The organism is Dorea formicigenerans (genome assembly GCF_025150245.1).
Taxonomy (GTDB): Bacteria; Bacillota; Clostridia; order Lachnospirales; family Lachnospiraceae; genus Dorea; species Dorea formicigenerans.
This window is the reverse complement of the sequence record NZ_CP102279.1, coordinates 2324242-2341399: the sequence shown is the minus strand read 5'-3', so window position 1 is coordinate 2341399 and position 17158 is coordinate 2324242. Positions and strand designations below refer to the sequence as shown.

The window sequence follows — 17158 nt, the reverse complement described above, 5'->3', positions numbered from 1 at the left end:
TTGGAATGGAGATAGTAAAATAAAACTGTCTTACATTTTGAGGGTACAAGCCACTTTGTATGAGAATTACAAAGGAGGACATATGAGTAGGACAAGGTGGAATTACAGGTATTTTATCAGAAGCGTAGTTGTAATTATGTGCGTGGTATTTTGTGTGGGCTGCCAGAAAAAGTCACAGGAGACAGATCTTAAGACAGTGTCTGTCAGGGAAGAAGAACCGGAAAGTACACCGGAAGACTCAAGAGAAGATACCACAGAAGATGTCGGAAAAGTGAAGGAAGAAGACACTGCTAAGAAGAAAGATGATGCGGTGCCTGACACAGAAGATAGACCAGAGAAGCTGTATGTACATGTGTGCGGCAATGTAAATCAGCCAGGAGTCTATGAATTACAACAGGATAGCAGAGTTTTTGAAGCGATAGAGGCAGCAGGAGGTATGACTACAACTGCCGCTTTTTCTTATCTGAATCAGGCTGAGCTTCTAAAGGACGGGCAGCAGATTTATGTTCCGTCACAGGAAGAGGTAGATTCCGGAAAAGTTACGTCAACCAGAAATGCATCTGAGAGTGATGAGACATTCAGTGTGCAGGCTGTGGAAAATGTATCCGGGCAGGATGACGGAAAAGTTAATTTGAATACAGCTTCAAAAGAAGAATTGCTGACATTAAATGGAATTGGTGATGTGCGTGCACAGGCAATTTTAAAATACCGGGAAGAACATGGCGAATTCCGCTCAATAGAAGAGCTTATGGAAGTAGAAGGAATCAAAAAGGGGACCTTTCAGAAATTAAAAGATCAGATTAAGATTTGACAGGGGAGACTGGCAATGAGCAGAAAAGTATTAGTAGTAGACGATGAAAAACTGATTGTGAAGGGAATAAGGTTCAGTCTGGAACAAGATGGTATGGATGTGGACTGTGCCTATGACGGTGAGGAAGCATTGAAACTGATCCGTGAGAATAAGTATAACATTATTCTTTTGGATGTGATGCTGCCTAAACTGGATGGATTTCAGGTGTGTCAGCAGGTACGTGAATTTTCTGATGTGCCAATTGTGATGCTGACAGCAAAAGGCGAGGATATGGACAAGATCCTCGGACTGGAATATGGTGCAGATGATTATATCACGAAGCCATTTAACATTCTGGAAGTGAAGGCAAGAATCAAGGCAATCATGAGAAGAACCGAAAGACAGACAGAGGAACGGCCGAAAGGAAGACAGATCGTCAAAGGTGATATGAAGATCGACTGCGAAGGAAGAAGAGTTGTAATCGGAGAACGGGAAGTGAATCTGACAGCAAAGGAATTTGATCTTCTGGAGCTTCTTGCAATGAATCAGGATAAAGTCTATAGCAGAGAGAATCTTCTGAATATCGTATGGGGATATGAGTATCCCGGTGACGCAAGAACTGTCGATGTACATATCCGGAGACTTCGGGAGAAGATAGAAAAGAATCCGAGTGATCCGAAGTATGTACATACGAAGTGGGGAGTTGGTTATTATTTTAGGGGTTAAGAAGTATTTGAAAAGAAGCAGACTAGGGAGTCTCAGGTTTCAGATTGGATTCCTGATCATTCTGGCAGGGATCATTCCGGTGCTGATCATTGAAGGGGTACTCCTTAGTACTTATGAAAAAAGGGCAGTGAATGTACGCACTGCCGAGATTCAGAGTCAATGTACAATTCTATGCAATCAATTGGGTGACAGCAGTGACCTGAAGGGAAAAAATTCAGAATTTATAAAGACAGAACTCGACCAGTTGACAAATATTTACAATGGCCGGGTGATGTTGATCGATGATAATTTTCAGATTATGGAAGATACATATGGAATGGACGATGGAAAGACCATTGTTTCAGGTGATGTGATTCAGTGTTTAAAAGGGCAGGGAACCAGCCATTATGATTCGGGGAACCGCTATATTGAAGTGACTTCACCGATTGCTGATTCACAGACCAATGAAGTAAAGGGCGTTATGTTAGTCAGTGTGTCCACAGATACGATCGTAGATACACTTCATGAACTTCGGTCAAGTGTCAGAACAGTAGGAGGCGTAATCCTGATCATCTGGGTGCTTATAGCACTGGTATTCAGTAAGCTTATGGTCCGACCATTCATCAGAATTACCAGATCACTGGAAAATGCAACGGCGGGCTATGATGAAAGTATGCTCCATGAAAATGCATATACAGAGACGAGACAGATGACAGAAGCATTTAATAAAATGCTGGGAAGACTCCGGGTGTTGGATGATTCAAGGACAGAATTTGTGTCAAATGTGTCTCATGAATTGAAAACACCACTTACGTCTATGAAGGTATTATCAGATTCATTGCTGACACAGGAAGATGTTCCGGTGGAGTTGTACAAGGAGTTTATGGGGGATCTGTCAGAAGAAATAGAGCGTGAGAACAAGATTATTAATGATCTTCTATCTCTCGTTAAAATGGACAAAACAGCGGATACGATGAATATTTCTTCCGTGAACATTAATACTCTTGTGGAAAGAATATTAAAACAGCTTCGTCCAATTGCGGCAAAAAATAATATAGAGGTGGTGTTTGAAAGTTTCCGACCGGTGACTGCAGAGGTAGATGAAGTAAAATTATCGCTTGCAATCACAAACCTGGTGGAAAATGCGATTAAATATAATCAGGAAAATGGCTGGGTGCATGTGGCGTTAAATGCAGATCACAAGTTGTTTTATATTGAAGTGGCTGATTCCGGCATTGGAATCGCACCGGAGGAGACAGATCATATTTTTGAGAGATTCTACCGGGTAGATAAGTCTCACTCCAGAGAAATCGGAGGAACCGGACTTGGACTTGCGATTGCAAGAAGTGCAATTGTTATGCACAGAGGTGCGATTAAGGTTTACAGTCAGCCGGGAAAAGGAACAACATTTACAGTGAAAATTCCATTGACTTACGTGTCATAGAAAGGAGAGGCAGTATGAAAAAACGAAGGAAATTTACAGCTTTGTTAGGGATTCTTATATGCGTGGCTCTCCTTATGTCCTGTAAGAAAAATGATACGGGTGAGGAAACTTATGAACTGTATTATGTAAATGTACAGACCCAGGCACTGGAACAGGAAAAAGTTCAAATAGAAGGGGATACTACGGAAGAGAAGATTGAATCTATGCTAAAAGAACTGAAGAAAAATCCAGAAGATGTAGAAGTAAAGAGTACATTTCCCAAAAAGATAAAAGTGGAAAAATGGGAACTTACAAATGGACGACTGGGGATATCTTTTAATCAGGAATATAAAAATGTGAAAAAAGTGCCGGAACTTCTTTTTCGTGCGTCACTGGTTCAGTCACTGATACAGATTGATGGGGTTGATTCTGTAAAATTATATATTGGTGGGGATCCATTGTGCGATGCGAATGGTAACGAAATCGGAGCTATGAATGACGAATATTTTGTTCAGAATATAGGTTCCACACTTCATACATATCAAAGTGTAGATCTTGAATTGTATTTTGCAAACAGTGAGGGAGATAAGCTTGTGACAGAGACAGAACATGTCCGGTACAACAGCAATACATTGAAAGAGAAGTTGATTGTAGAAGAACTGATGAAAGGACCTTTTGCAGAAACTTATAAAAAGGTCATTCCTATGGATACGGTACTTTTGGGTGTGTCTGTGAAAGATGATGTATGTTATGTGAATTTTGATAATGGATTTTTGAATATGACAGATATACAGCCGGAAGTTACTATTTATTCTATCGTAAATTCTATAATTCGAGGAGGAAGTGCATCAAAAGTACAGATTCTGGTTAATGGAGATTCAAATCTTAAGTATCAGGATCAGGTGGATCTTAGCCAGCCGCTTACAGAGCGGGAAGATATTGTGGAGGATTAATCATTTGAAGAACAGACCACTATGCAGTTTATGCCTGGTGATCGCAATTTTAATCGGAATCCTGACAGCCGGGGCGGGTGCGAAGTTCGTGTCAGAGCTTCGCCCTTCTCCTGTTGAACAATATGGAGAAAAAGATGATTGGCTGATTGTCAGGGGCCAGGTATATAAAAAAGAAGAAAAAGAAAAGTATCAGATATTATATCTGAAAAAATGTTATGTCTATTTTCAGAAAGATCAACAGAGTCAACAAAATCAACAAAGTCAGCAATCGTTAATAAAAGAATCCAGAATGCTCATTTATGATGAGAAGAAAAATAAGATACAGATAGGAAATGAGGTGGAGGCGGAAGGGAAGCTTAGTTTTTTTGAAACTGCGCGTAATCCGGGGGATTTTGATCAGAAAGCCTATTATCAAAGGCAGAATATTCACGGAAAAGTATGGAGTGAAACTTTAAGAATAACAGACCACACAGTAAAACGGATACAAAATGTATTGGAGAATATACGAGTACATTGTAGAAATATATTACTGAGTGAAGCGGGAGAGAAAAACGGCAGTATTTTAAGCACCATACTTCTTGGAGAAAAATCCCAGATGGACCCAGAGATAAAAAAACTATATCAGGTGAACGGAATCGGACATATATTGGCAATTTCCGGTTTGCACCTGTCGGTAATCGGAATCGGAATTTATCAGTTACTTAGAAAACTGACAGGAAGTTATACGATAGGAGGAATCGGAGGCATATTCTTTTTCTTTCTTTATGTATTGATGATTGGGGTTACAGTATCTGTGATCCGTGCCGGTATTATGTATTTGTTCCGGGTAGGTGCAGAAATCGCGGGGAGACATTATGACAGTGTGACGGCACTTTCTGTGGCAGCGGCAGTAGTACTCATCTGGAGGCCGCTCAGTATTTACGACGGGGCGTTCTGGCTGTCATTTTTTGCAGTATTTGCAGTGGTGGTTATAATGCCAGCCGGACAGATGGAGAAAGCAAAAACAAGAACAGAGATAGACATTCAGAAAAACAGAGAAAATAAGGCTTGGATAATACAAATAAAAAGCATGATAATAAGCAACATAGAAATGCAATTATTTCTTTTACCTGTTGTTCTGTATTTTTTTTATGAATTTCCACTCTATGCAACATTTTTAAATCTGCTTGTAATTCCGCTCATGACAATTTTGCTGAGCCTGGGAATTACTGGAAGTTTTATATGTATGTTGTGCTCTGGTATGTTCAAGATTCCAGGAAAGTGTATGCTGGTAATCTGTGGCTTTATTCTGACGATTTATGAAAGATGCTGTGAGTTTTTTTTGGAACTTCCTGGGGCAAGAGTCGTTATTGGAAGAATTAAGATCTGGCAGATATTGTTCTACTACGGCTGCGTCGTGGTCATATGTGTTATATACTACTATGAAAAGAAACATACTCAGAAAAAAGAGTATGCGAAAGGGCAGGAACGCAATGAAGCACAGGAATGTGAAAAACAAAGAAAACGTGGAAATATATTGACAGGAATGTTATGTGCTTTGGGATTATTTGTTCTGCTTCACCGTTTTGATAGTTTGTCGCAGATGCAAGTGACGGTGTTGGATGTGGGTCAAGGTGATGGAATATTTTTAAAGAGTCCCGGAGGTATGACCTGTATGATTGACGGAGGGAGCAGTGATGTGAAGAATGTCGGGCAGTACAGGATCGAGCCATATCTGTTATCGAAAGGAGTCGGGACACTGGATTATGTGTTCATTTCCCATGGTGACAGTGACCACACGAACGGGATTGAAGAAATGATATCGAGGCAGAAAATCGGTGTGAAGATTAAAACGCTTGTATTTCCAAAAGAAAGTGTCTGGGACGAAAGCCTGAAGAAATTAGCAATATATGCAATAGAAAATGGAGTGCAGGTAGCGGTTATGGAGCAAGGACAGGAGATTGAAAAACAGGGAATGAAAATCCTCTGTCTTTGTCCGGGGAGTGATTATTCCGGAGAAACTGGTAATGGAGCTTCCATGGTTTTATCTGTCAGTTACCGGGAATTTGATTTTTTATTTACCGGGGATGTGGAAGGTATAGGGGAAGAAAAACTTTGTGAATCTATAGAAAAATATTGTCCTGAAAAAGCATTTGAGGTATTGAAGGCGGCACATCATGGTTCCAGAAATTCCTCTTCTGAAATATTTCTTCAGAAAGTCAGACCAAAGTACACAATCATATCGGCTGGGATAGAGAATTCATATGGGCATCCGCACAGAGAAACTATTGAAAGATTAGAAAAAAACGGCAGCCGGATCTTAGCTACGGCAAATTGTGGAGGAATTGAAATCACGGTTGAATTCGGTGGGAAAATTCAGTATACTCTTAAGGAAGGGAGCGAAACGACAGCTTATGAAGAATCTGAATGAAGATTTGAAAACAGGGAATATCAAGCAGGCATATCTTTTGTATGGAGAAGAGGCTTATCTGAAAAAGCAGTACCGTGACAGATTGACAAAAGCTGTGCTTCCGGAAGGTGATACAGTGAACTATGCGCATTATGAAGGCAAGGGGATCAATGTACCGGAGATTATAGATCTGGCAGAGACAATGCCATTTTTTGCAGAAAAGCGTCTCATTGTGATTGAAGATTCTGGCTTATTTAAGAATGCAGATGCAAAGTTTGCAGATTATATTAAGAGCATGCCGGAAACGGTCTGCTTTGTATTTGTGGAGAGTGAAGTTGACAAGCGGAGTAAGATGTATAAGGCCGTAAAGGATACCGGAAGAGTGGTCGAGCTTGGAAGACAGGATGAGAAGACATTGCTTTTGTGGCTTGCTGGTAATATAAAGCGTGAAGGCAGGCAGATTAAGCAGTCCACTGCAGAATACATGTTGTCCCGAACAGGAACCGACATGGAGAATCTGGAGCGGGAGATGGAAAAGCTGTTTTCTTATACGCTTGGAAGAAATGAGATTACGGTGGCGGATATTGATGCAATCTGTACGACGCAGATCACGAATAAGATTTTTGATATGATTGAAGCAGTTGCAACAAGGCAGCAAAGGAAAGCTTTGGATTATTATTATGATCTGTTGGCGTTAAAAGAACCTCCGATGAGGATTTTATATTTGCTGGCGAGACAATTCCGTCTGCTTTTACAGGTGAAAGATCTGATGAACCAGGGAGCAGACAAAAGCACCATCGCAAAAAAAGCGGGACTTCATCCATTTGTGGCAGGAAAATACATGCAACAGAGCAGAAGCTTTACAATGAGAGAACTAAAAGGTATCATGGAAGAAGCGGCAGATACAGAAGAAGCTGTAAAGACCGGACGGCTCAGTGATACAATGAGTGTAGAGTTGTTCATTGTGAAGTATAGTGCACCAAAGAAGTAGCGCATTAGCATTGTGGAGTGCATCGCACGAAACAATCTGCAGGTATCATAGTTGGGGCTTTTGACTCCAACATCATTATAATAGAAAAAAGTTTAAGATAAAGAGATAAAGAGGTAGAAGATAAGTGGCAGGAATAGATCAAAGTAAAATTCGCAATTTTTGTATTGTGGCTCATATTGACCATGGTAAATCAACATTGGCAGACCGTATCATTGAACAGACAGGGCTTCTGACGAGCCGCGAGATGCAGGCACAGGTGCTTGACAATATGGATCTGGAGCGCGAGCGCGGAATCACGATCAAGGCTCAGGCAGTCCGTACAGTATATAAGGCAAAAGACGGAGAAGAGTATATTTTTAACCTGATCGACACACCGGGACATGTAGATTTTAACTATGAAGTATCAAGAAGTCTGGCAGCGTGTGATGGTGCGATTTTAGTCGTAGACGCAGCTCAGGGAGTAGAGGCTCAGACACTGGCCAATGTATATCTGGCGTTGGATCATGATCTGGATGTAATGCCTGTTATTAATAAGATTGATCTTCCAAGTGCAGAGCCGGACCGTGTCATTGAAGAGATTGAAGATATCATTGGAATCGAAGCACATGATGCGCCACTTATTTCTGCAAAGACAGGGCTGAATGTAGATCAGGTTCTGGAGCAGATCGTGGAAAAGATCCCGGCACCGGGCGGAGATCCGAAAGCACCATTGAAGGCATTGATTTTTGATTCACTATATGATTCTTATAAAGGGGTTATCGTATTTTGCAGACTCCGTGAAGGTACCGTGAAAAAAGGTACGAAGATCCGTATGATGGCGACAGGAGCAGAGGCAGATGTCGTTGAAGTCGGATATTTTGGAGCCGGACAATTCATTCCATGTGATGAGCTGGAAGCAGGTATGGTAGGCTATATTACTGCCAGCTTGAAGAATGTCGGAGATACCCGTGTAGGAGATACGATCACAGATGCAGCGAATCCTTGCGAGGAGCCGTTGCCGGGATATAAGAAAGTGAATCCGATGGTTTACTGTGGACTGTATCCTGCGGATGGGGCAAAGTATCCGGATCTTCGGGATGCTCTTGAGAAGCTTCAATTAAATGATGCGTCCCTGCAGTTTGAGCCGGAGACTTCCATTGCTCTTGGATTTGGATTTCGCTGTGGCTTTTTGGGACTTCTCCATCTGGAGATTATTCAGGAGCGTCTGGAGAGAGAGTATAATCTTGATCTTGTTACAACAGCACCGGGAGTTATTTATAAAGTATACAAGACGAACGGAGATGTCATAGAACTGACAAACCCGTCTAATCTTCCGGATCCTTCTGAGATTGAATATATGGAAGAGCCGATGGTAAAGGCTGAGATTATGGTAACATCCGAATTTATCGGTACGATTATGGATCTATGTCAGGAGAGACGAGGAGAGTATCTTGGCATGGAATATATTGAAGAGACCCGTGCAGTTCTGCATTACAGACTGCCGCTCAACGAGATTATCTACGATTTCTTTGATGCATTGAAGTCCAGATCCAGAGGATATGCTTCTTTTGATTATGAGATGGACGGATACCAGAGATCTGAACTTGTGAAACTGGATATTCTGGTCAATAAAGAAGAAGTAGACGCTCTTTCCTTTATCGTCCATGCAGATACTGCATATGAACGTGGAAGAAAGATGTGCGAGAAGCTTAAAGAAGAGATCCCAAGACAGCTCTTTGAAATCCCGATTCAGGCGGCTATTGGTGGGAAGATTATTGCCCGTGAGACTGTAAGAGCAATGCGAAAAGATGTGCTTGCAAAATGTTACGGTGGTGATATCAGCCGTAAGAGAAAGCTTCTTGAAAAACAGAAAGAAGGAAAGAAGCGTATGCGTCAGGTTGGTAATGTAGAGATTCCTCAGAAAGCATTTATGAGTGTACTGAAGTTGGATGACAAATAATGAGATTATTAGAATTATATATTCATATACCATTTTGTAAAAAAAAATGTAAATATTGCGATTTTCTCTCAGGTCCGTCAACGGCGGATGAGAGGGAATCTTATGTGAAAAGCCTTTGTCAGGATATTCGCTCATACGCGCACCTGGCGAAGGCTTGCCGTGTTATCAGTATCTTTGTCGGTGGGGGAACGCCTTCTACTTTGACAGCTTTTCAGATGCAGCAGATATTTTCAGCAGTCCGTGATACATTTGTTGTAGAAGAAAATGCAGAGATCACAGTTGAGATGAATCCAGGAACTGTAGACAGGGAAAAGCTTTCCGGTTATAAAAAATGTGGAATTAACCGATTAAGCATTGGCCTGCAATCTACAAAAAATAGAGAACTTCAGATACTGGGTCGTATTCATACATATGAAGAATTTCTTGAAACATATCATATGGCAAGAGCAGAAGGATTTGAGAATATTAATGTTGATCTGATGTCAGCAATTCCGGGACAAAGTCTTACTGACTGGGAGGAAAACTTAAAAACAGTGGCAGAGCTTGCCCCGGAACACATTTCTGCATATAGTCTGATCGTGGAGGAAGGTACTCCATTTTATGAGGAGTATGGGGAAGGGCGTCATGCAGACGAATTACCTGATGAAGAGACAGAGCGTAAGATGTATTGGAGAACGAAAGAAATACTTTCAAAATACGGATATGAAAGATATGAGATTTCTAATTATGCAAAGCCTGGATATGCTTGCAGACATAATATCGGATACTGGGAGCGAACAGAATATCTAGGGATTGGAACCGGAGCTGCATCACTGATCAATAACAGTAGATTTAATTATGGAGAAGAGCCGGAAAAGTTAACTGTATCTGCACAGATGGAAGAGACGATGTTCCTTGGCTTGCGTATGATGAAAGGTGTATCAAAAATAGAATTTCTTAAGATGTATGGTGAGAGCATGGAGAACGTTTATGGAAATGTGATAAGAGACATGGAACAGAAAGGACTTCTGGAAGATGGAGAAGACTTTGTGAAACTTACAGATCGTGGAATCGATGTCAGCAACTATGTTATGAGTGAGTTTTTGTTGTAAAGATTATTCTTGGATTTGTTGATTTGATAATATAAAAACGATAAAAGAAAGTTTTAAAATTATATAGCAATAAAAAAGTTTACATAAAACAGCAACGACACAGGGGAAAAGATGGAGACTAAGAAAAAGAAAATAGGTTTTATTCTAAATCCATATGCTGGAATTGGTGGAAAAGCCGGTCTAAAAGGAAGTGACAATTACAAAAAAATAGAAAAGCTTTTGCTGGAAGGCTGTGAAAGAACAGCCCCCAAGAGAGCAGAAAGCTGTATGAGCAAAATTGCAGATCTTACCACAAGTTTAGTTGCAGGAGATAAAGGATTGGTGGGAGAGAAAAATTTTTCAATCCTAAGTGCACCAGGGGATATGGGAGAAGCTTTGCTTGAGAAACTTAAAATCCCATGTGATGTGGTGTTATGTCCAAAAGCCCATACAAGCAGCGCAGAAGATACGAAACTTTGTGCACAAATTATGAAAGAACAGGGTGTGGATCTTCTCGTGTTTTGCGGAGGAGATGGGACTGCAAGGGACATTTGTGAAGCTGTTGGTACGGATGTGACGGTTCTTGGAATCCCGGCAGGAGTGAAGATGTATTCTGCGTGTTATGCCTGTAATCCATATCAGGCAGGTGAGATGTTAGCAGGGTGGCTTGAAGGAAAAGAGATGTCTTATGAAATGAGGGAAGTTCTTGATATTGAAGAGAAGGATTTAGATTCCAGAAACGTAAGCCCCCAATTGTACGGATTTTTGGAAGTATTAAGCGATGGAAAACATTTACAAAAGGCAAAAGAATTGGATTTGGGGTCAGGCGAGTCCGCAACTATAATAGCGAGGGCAGCAATCTTGCGAATGGAAAAGGACTGGGTTTATATTATCGGCCCGGGAGGAACGACCTGGAAGATAAAGGAGTTATTGTGTGAAAATGACGAGCAGGAGGATACTGGGAAAAAGAACGTACATGGAACTGTCCGTGGAGTGGATGTGATCAGAAATGGTAAAATCATACTTCGAGATGCGAATGAAAGAGAATTGTGGGACTGTGTCAATTCATACAGTCATATAAAAATTCTGGTGACCTGTATTGGTGGAAATGGTTTTTTGTTAGGAAGAGGAAATCAGCAGATTAGTCCACGGGTAATCAGAAAAGTAGGAAAAGAACAGATTGAAATTGTAGCAACAAAAGAAAAACTGGCAGGACTTGGCGGACAGCCGATGCATGTAGATACCGGCGATGCAGATGCAGATGAGTATTTAAAGGGGTATTATAAAATTATATTCGAAAATTCTGATTCTGCTATTTACAAGGTTGGATAAAGAAAGAATCTGCAAATAGCCTTTGGTAAAGATGAATATTATGGAATATTTAAAGAAGTCGACAAATGGTCGACTTCTTATTTTGTTTTTTGGTGAAATATTGCGAAAATATCAAAAAATTAACAAAATAACTTGACGTAACCACTGATTGAAGACTAATGTATGTGTTGCAGGTGAAATAAATAAAAATGTTTAGATAATCAATAAGTGAACTGCCATGAAAGGAGTGATTCTTGTGGAAAACAGTTTTGTACATCCATATATGCCTAATAGTGTACCAGAGAATAAGAAGGCAATGTTGGATGAATTGGGGATCAACAGCGTAGAAGACATTTACAAAAGTATAATTCCAGATGAATTGCTGTATAAAGAACGATTAGATATTCCGGAACCGATCAGAAGTGAATATGAACTGAAAAGACATGTGATGGGAATTTTGAATCGAGATATTACAACGGAAGAATATACGAGCTTTCTTGGAGCCGGGTGTTACAAACATCAGGTGCCGGCAATTTGCGATGAGATAAATTCCAGAGGTGAGTTTCTGACTGCTTACTGCGGAGATACATATTCTGATCATGGTAAGATGCAGGCAATCTTTGAATACACAAGCATGATGGGAGAACTTCTGGACACAGATGTTGTAAGTTATACAACTTATGACGGCGGTCAGGCAGTGGCATCTTCGCTTCGTATGGCAGTCAGAGCAGTCAGAGAAAAAGGAATGGCTGGAAAAGTGATTCTTGTTCCGAAGACTATGAATCCGGAAATATATTCACAGGTCGTACAGTATTGTAGAAATGTGGCAGAAGTAAGAAAAATAGCTTATGAACCAGAGACAGGACTTATGGATCTGGAAGAGTTGAAAGAACAGTTGGCAAAGAAAAATGTTGCGGCTGTATTTTTTGAAAATCCAACTTATCTTGGTAACTTTGAGACAAGAGGAGAAGAAATTGCAAAACTGGCACATGATGCAGGAGCTTATTGTGTTGTACAGACAGAGGTGGCAGCGCTTGGAATTATGGAGAGCCCGGTAAATCAGGGTGCTGATATTGTATGTGGAGATATACAGCCTCTTGGAATGCACATTCAGTTCGGCGGTGGTCAGGCAGGATTTATTGCATGTAATCAGAATATGGATTTGGTAGAACAATTTCCAACTTATATGTACGGAATTACAGAGACAGAGAAAGAAGATACATATGGATGGGGAAGAGCGATGAATTATCGAAGCTCTCATGGAAGCCGTGAGAATGCAAAAGAGTATTTTGGAACAGAAACAGGTCTCTGGGCAATTACGGCAGGTGTGTACCTGGCAAGTATGGGGCCGCAGGGCATGTACGAACTCGGTGAGACGATTATTCAGAATGCAGCATATCTGGAGGATATTTTAGATGAGATTCCGAAAGTTCGGGCAAAGAGATTTGAGAATGCGAAGTTTCAGGAGTTTGTAATAGATTTTAACCAGACTGGAAAGACGGTTGAAGAAATTAATAAAGAATTGTTAAAAGAGAACATATTTGGCGGAAAAGACTTAAGTCATGATTTCCCAGAGCTTGGGCAATGTGCACTTTATTGTGTATCAGAGATTACGACATTAGAAGAGATGGAGCATCTTCGTGATGCCCTCAAGCGGATTGCAAAGGGGGAATAGTGATGGGATATTATAAGACAAATCGGGATTTCCACGAAGCAAGATGGGACGAACCTATAATTATGAAACTTGGCAATCCAGGTGAACGAGGTATATTAGTTCCCAAAGCAGATGAAAAAGTTACAAAAGCAACAGGAACCGTAAAAACGCTGCTTCCGAAAAATCTGCTTCGAAAAAAAGCACCTAAGCTTCCGGAAATGTCTCAGATGCAGGTACTCAGACATTATATGAGATTATCTCAGGAGACGATTGGAACAGATTTTAATATTGATATCGGGCTTGGAACCTGTACTATGAAGTATAGTCCTAAGATACACGAACAATTGGTGAGATCTGAAAAATTAAGCGAAGTTCATCCATATCAGGACGAGTCGACTATTCAGGGAATCCTGGAAATTATGTATCGAGATGAGCAGTACATCAAGGCAATTTCGGGTATGGATAAAGTAAGCTTACAGCCAGGAGGCGGTACTCAGGCAATCTTTGCAAATGTAGAGACAATTCGTGCTTATCATGAATCCAGAGGTGAGGGTGAACAGCGAAATGAGATTATTACGACCATTTTATCGCATCCGGGCAATCCAGGTGCCGCTGCAACGCTTGGATATAAGGTAATCACTTTATATCCAGATGAAAACGGTGTGCCAGATATAGAGGCTCTAAAAGCAGCCGTTTCTGAACATACAGCCGCACTTATGATCACCAATCCGGAAGATACTGGAATCTACAATGAGAAAATTAAAGAATTTGTAGATATTGTTCATGCAGTTGGAGGCTTATGCGTATATGACCAGGCAAACTTAAATGGACTGTTCGGAATTACAAGAGCGCGAGATGCAGGATTTGATATGTGTCATTATAATCTGCACAAATCCTTTTCTTCACCGCACGGATGTCAGGGACCGGCAGCCGGAGCACAGTGCGTATGTGAGAAGCTTGCAAAGTTTGTTGCAGCACCGACAGTAGAATTTGACGGAGAAAAATATTATCTGGATTACAATCGTCCGGATAGCATTGGAAAGTTAAGAAAATTTTATGGAGTGCCTGCGGTTCTTGTGAGAACCTATGCATATATTCGAACTCTCGGCCCGGATGGAATGAAACAGATTGCAGAAATGTCGATTTTAAATAATAATTATATGTTGAAAAAACTTTTGGAGATAAAAGGAATTTCCTTGCCATATGCGAAAGGAAAATACAGATTAGAACAGGCAAGACTGAGCTGGAAAGAATTGACGGACGAGACAGGCGTAACGACAGATGATATCTGCAGACGAATCGTGGATTATGGTTTTCAAGATTATTTTACAAGTCATCATCCAAGAATCATTCCAGAACCTTTTACACCAGAGCCTGTAGAATCTTACTCAAAGGATGATATTGATGAATTTGTAGATGCATATCGTCAGATTGCAGAAGAAGCATATACTACGCCACAAGTTATAAAAGAAGCACCGCATCATGCGGCACTCGGATCCAGAATCCAGGAAGATGGTCTTACCGAGTGGAAAAAATTTGCAACAACATGGCGTGCATATATAAAAATGAAAAAAGACTCTTAATCTGATGAAACAGGAGGGTGGTGAAAAAATAATCGGTATGTGAGATGTCTTGAAAATGTTAGAAGGGAGAAGATAGAATGATTTTTGATGGACATGGAGATGTGTGGACAGATGTAACTTGCCGTGCAGTAGATCACGGAGAAAGAGATATTTTTCGTAAGCATCATCTGCATAAGTTCCAGGAAGGTGGTGTTACAGGAGGAATTTTCGTAATCTGGATCGATCCACCATATGATAGTGATCCAGTGAAACGATCCAAACAGATTGTAAAGAGTATTAAGCAGGAAATGGAAGATTCTGCAGATATTCTGAATTTTGTGAAGAAGTACGATGATTTTGAAAAAGGCACAAAAGAAGGAAAATTAAATATCGTAACCGGAATGGAAGGGTTAAGCCAGATTGGGGAAGACATTGATATGATCAACTATTTTTATGATGAAGTAGGTGTCAGACATGCAATGCTTACCTGGAATGAATTAAACGCATTGGCAACCGGATGGCCGGTGGATGTAACAAGGGGACTTACAGAAGCAGGAAAGAAAGCCGTAAAGCGGATTCAGGATCTTGGAATGGTGATGGATGTATCACATCTAAATGACAAATGTTTCTGGGGCGTCATTGATCTGGCGCAGGGACCGATTATTGCATCACATTCCAATGCACGTAGTGTATGTCCGGCAATGCGCAACCTGACAGATGACATGTTGAAGGCGATTGCTAAGACTGGTGGTCTGGTGGGAATGAACAGTATGAGAGAGTTTATTTCTGAAAAACACGATGAACAAAATGTCGAGCATTTGGCAGACCATGTCGAGTATATTGCTGATCTGATCGGAATCGATCATATTGGTCTTGGATTTGACTTTGATGACTACCTTGGAGGAGAGGCGCTTAAGACATTCAGTGATCATGTCGATTCACCGAGTGGCGACGGTATTTCTAATGAGGCAGAAGCAAAGAATATCCTGGCAGTATTAAAGAAGAGGGGATACAGTCAGGAAGATCTTGACAAGATTGGCTATAAGAATTTTTATCGAGTATTCAAAGAAGTATGGAAATAAAGAATACGAAAAAGTAACTTGTTTATAGGATTGAGAAAGGCAGGAATTCATATGAAAACATTAATTAGTGCGGATAATACGTGGGCGTTGTTTGCAATATTAGTAGTCGTCGCAGCATTAGCTATCTGGATGGAGCAGAAGTACAAATGGGCAGGAAAAGTAACAGGTTGTGTTATTGCTTTGATTGGAGCTATGATTCTTTCTAACATCCGGGTAATCCCGACAGATGCACCGGCATATGATTTTGTATGGTCATATGTTGTACCACTTGCAGTACCACTTCTTTTGTTTAATGCAAATGTGAAGAAAATCTGGAAAGAAAGTGGACGTGTGCTTGTAATTTACCTGATCAGCGGTATTGGTACACTGGTCGGTGGTATTGTAGCATTTTATCTGTTACATAACCAGATTGCAGATCTGCACAAGATAGCAGCTATGATGGTTGGTTCATACACAGGAGGAAGTGTAAACATGGTAGCCATGTCTGATGCATTTGGAGCAAGCGGAGATATGGTATCTTCTTCAGTGGTAGCAGATAACCTTTTGATGGCACTTTATTTCTTCGTACTGATTGCAATTCCAACAATTAAATTCTTCTTGAAGAAATTTAAACATCCATATATTGATGAAGTAGAAGCAAGAAAAGCAAGTGGTGAAAGTGAAAACCAGGCAGCAAGTTACTGGAAAGCAAAACCGGTCGCACTGATCGATATCGCAGAGGCACTTGCGATTGCATTTGCAATCGTAGCAATTTCTACAGCAATTGCAGATTTCTTTGCAGGATTGATTCCAACAAGTAATTTTGGACTGGCATTATTAAACGGTCTTCTTGGAAACAAATATTTGATCATGCCTACATTGACCATGTTATTGGCAACAATTAAACCAGAATTTATGGGAAATATTGGTGGCGCACAGGAAATTGGTACATTCTTGATTCATATCTTCTTTGCAGTAATCGGTGTTCCGGCATCTATCTACCTGATCGTGACACAGGCACCATTACTCCTTGTATTCTGTGCAATCATCGTTGGTATGAACATGATCGTCTCCTTTGTATTTGGTAAGATTTTCAAATTCAACCTGGAAGAGATCTGTATTGCATCGAATGCAAATATAGGTGGACCTACAACAGCCGCAGCGCTTGCAATTGCAAAAGGATGGCAGGCAATGGTAGTTCCGGCACTTCTGGTCGGTACTCTTGGATATGTCATTGGTAACTACTATGGAATCTTTATAGGAACATTCCTTGGAAGATAATGATAATACAAATCCGGGCTAAATAAAAA

General features: G+C 40.6%; 13 protein-coding genes. All 13 read left to right on the top strand.

What is annotated here, in order from left to right:
• Positions 1–82: 82 nt before the first annotated feature.
• The 13 genes from NQ560_RS11330 (at position 83) to NQ560_RS11270 (ending at position 17129) form a co-directional block, all read left to right on the top strand.
• Positions 83–811 carry a ComEA family DNA-binding protein gene (locus tag NQ560_RS11330; protein WP_117612979.1) on the top strand — a complete coding sequence of 243 codons (729 nt, stop codon included), beginning with the start codon at positions 83–85 and terminating at the stop codon, positions 809–811.
• A 15-nt stretch (positions 812–826) separates the two neighbouring features.
• Positions 827–1516, top strand: coding sequence for a response regulator transcription factor (locus NQ560_RS11325; protein WP_005334436.1), 690 nt, complete (start codon positions 827–829; stop codon positions 1514–1516).
• Positions 1473–2939 (top strand): sensor histidine kinase, encoded by a 1467-nt coding sequence (locus tag NQ560_RS11320; protein WP_005334435.1) that lies wholly within the window; start codon positions 1473–1475, stop codon positions 2937–2939. The genes NQ560_RS11325 and NQ560_RS11320 overlap by 44 nt, the downstream gene beginning before the upstream one ends.
• A 14-nt stretch (positions 2940–2953) precedes the next feature.
• Positions 2954–3871, top strand: a complete 918-nt coding sequence (locus tag NQ560_RS11315) for a GerMN domain-containing protein (RefSeq protein ID WP_005334434.1) — start codon at positions 2954–2956, stop codon at positions 3869–3871.
• Between the two features lie 4 nt (positions 3872–3875).
• A complete protein-coding gene (locus NQ560_RS11310; protein WP_040015590.1) occupies positions 3876–6281 on the top strand; it encodes a DNA internalization-related competence protein ComEC/Rec2 in 2406 nt (801 codons plus the stop codon).
• Positions 6265–7251: a DNA polymerase III subunit delta gene (gene holA, locus NQ560_RS11305; protein WP_005334432.1), complete on the top strand. Its 987-nt coding sequence runs from the start codon at positions 6265–6267 to the stop codon at positions 7249–7251. Before NQ560_RS11310 ends, holA begins: the two co-directional genes overlap by 17 nt.
• Before the next feature lie 124 nt (positions 7252–7375).
• Positions 7376–9190, top strand: coding sequence for a translation elongation factor 4 (gene lepA / locus NQ560_RS11300; protein WP_005334431.1), 1815 nt, complete (start codon positions 7376–7378; stop codon positions 9188–9190).
• Positions 9190–10281, top strand: coding sequence for a radical SAM family heme chaperone HemW (gene hemW / locus NQ560_RS11295; RefSeq protein WP_117612976.1), 1092 nt, complete (start codon positions 9190–9192; stop codon positions 10279–10281). Before lepA ends, hemW begins: the two co-directional genes overlap by 1 nt.
• A gap of 111 nt (positions 10282–10392) precedes the next feature.
• Entirely contained in the window at positions 10393–11592 is a 1200-nt protein-coding gene (locus NQ560_RS11290; protein ID WP_005334428.1) for an ATP-NAD kinase family protein, read from the top strand.
• 235 nt (positions 11593–11827) lie between these two features.
• Positions 11828–13246, top strand: coding sequence for an aminomethyl-transferring glycine dehydrogenase subunit GcvPA (gene gcvPA / locus NQ560_RS11285; protein ID WP_117682743.1), 1419 nt, complete (start codon positions 11828–11830; stop codon positions 13244–13246).
• Positions 13247–13248: 2 nt separating this feature from the next.
• Positions 13249–14808, top strand: a complete 1560-nt coding sequence (gene gcvPB / locus NQ560_RS11280) for an aminomethyl-transferring glycine dehydrogenase subunit GcvPB (RefSeq protein ID WP_005334424.1) — start codon at positions 13249–13251, stop codon at positions 14806–14808.
• A gap of 77 nt (positions 14809–14885) precedes the next feature.
• Entirely contained in the window at positions 14886–15869 is a 984-nt protein-coding gene (locus tag NQ560_RS11275; RefSeq protein WP_005334417.1) for a dipeptidase, read from the top strand.
• A gap of 51 nt (positions 15870–15920) precedes the next feature.
• Positions 15921–17129: a DUF819 family protein gene (locus NQ560_RS11270; RefSeq protein WP_005334415.1), complete on the top strand. Its 1209-nt coding sequence runs from the start codon at positions 15921–15923 to the stop codon at positions 17127–17129.
• The last annotated feature ends 29 nt before the right edge of the window (positions 17130–17158 follow it).

What these genes read in the sequence shown, in the direction of transcription:
- NQ560_RS11330 (WP_117612979.1), top strand. Translation starts at nt 83, where the DNA reads ATGAGTAGGACAAGGTGGAATTACAGGTATTTTATCAGAAGCGTAGTT.
- NQ560_RS11325 (WP_005334436.1), top strand. Translation starts at nt 827, where the DNA reads ATGAGCAGAAAAGTATTAGTAGTAGACGATGAAAAACTGATTGTGAAG.
- NQ560_RS11320 (WP_005334435.1), top strand. Translation starts at nt 1,473, where the DNA reads ATGTACATACGAAGTGGGGAGTTGGTTATTATTTTAGGGGTTAAGAAG.
- NQ560_RS11315 (WP_005334434.1), top strand. Translation starts at nt 2,954, where the DNA reads ATGAAAAAACGAAGGAAATTTACAGCTTTGTTAGGGATTCTTATATGC.
- holA (WP_005334432.1), top strand. Translation starts at nt 6,265, where the DNA reads ATGAAGAATCTGAATGAAGATTTGAAAACAGGGAATATCAAGCAGGCA.
- hemW (WP_117612976.1), top strand. Translation starts at nt 9,190, where the DNA reads ATGAGATTATTAGAATTATATATTCATATACCATTTTGTAAAAAAAAA.
- NQ560_RS11290 (WP_005334428.1), top strand. Translation starts at nt 10,393, where the DNA reads ATGGAGACTAAGAAAAAGAAAATAGGTTTTATTCTAAATCCATATGCT.
- gcvPB (WP_005334424.1), top strand. Translation starts at nt 13,249, where the DNA reads ATGGGATATTATAAGACAAATCGGGATTTCCACGAAGCAAGATGGGAC.
- NQ560_RS11275 (WP_005334417.1), top strand. Translation starts at nt 14,886, where the DNA reads ATGATTTTTGATGGACATGGAGATGTGTGGACAGATGTAACTTGCCGT.
- NQ560_RS11270 (WP_005334415.1), top strand. Translation starts at nt 15,921, where the DNA reads ATGAAAACATTAATTAGTGCGGATAATACGTGGGCGTTGTTTGCAATA.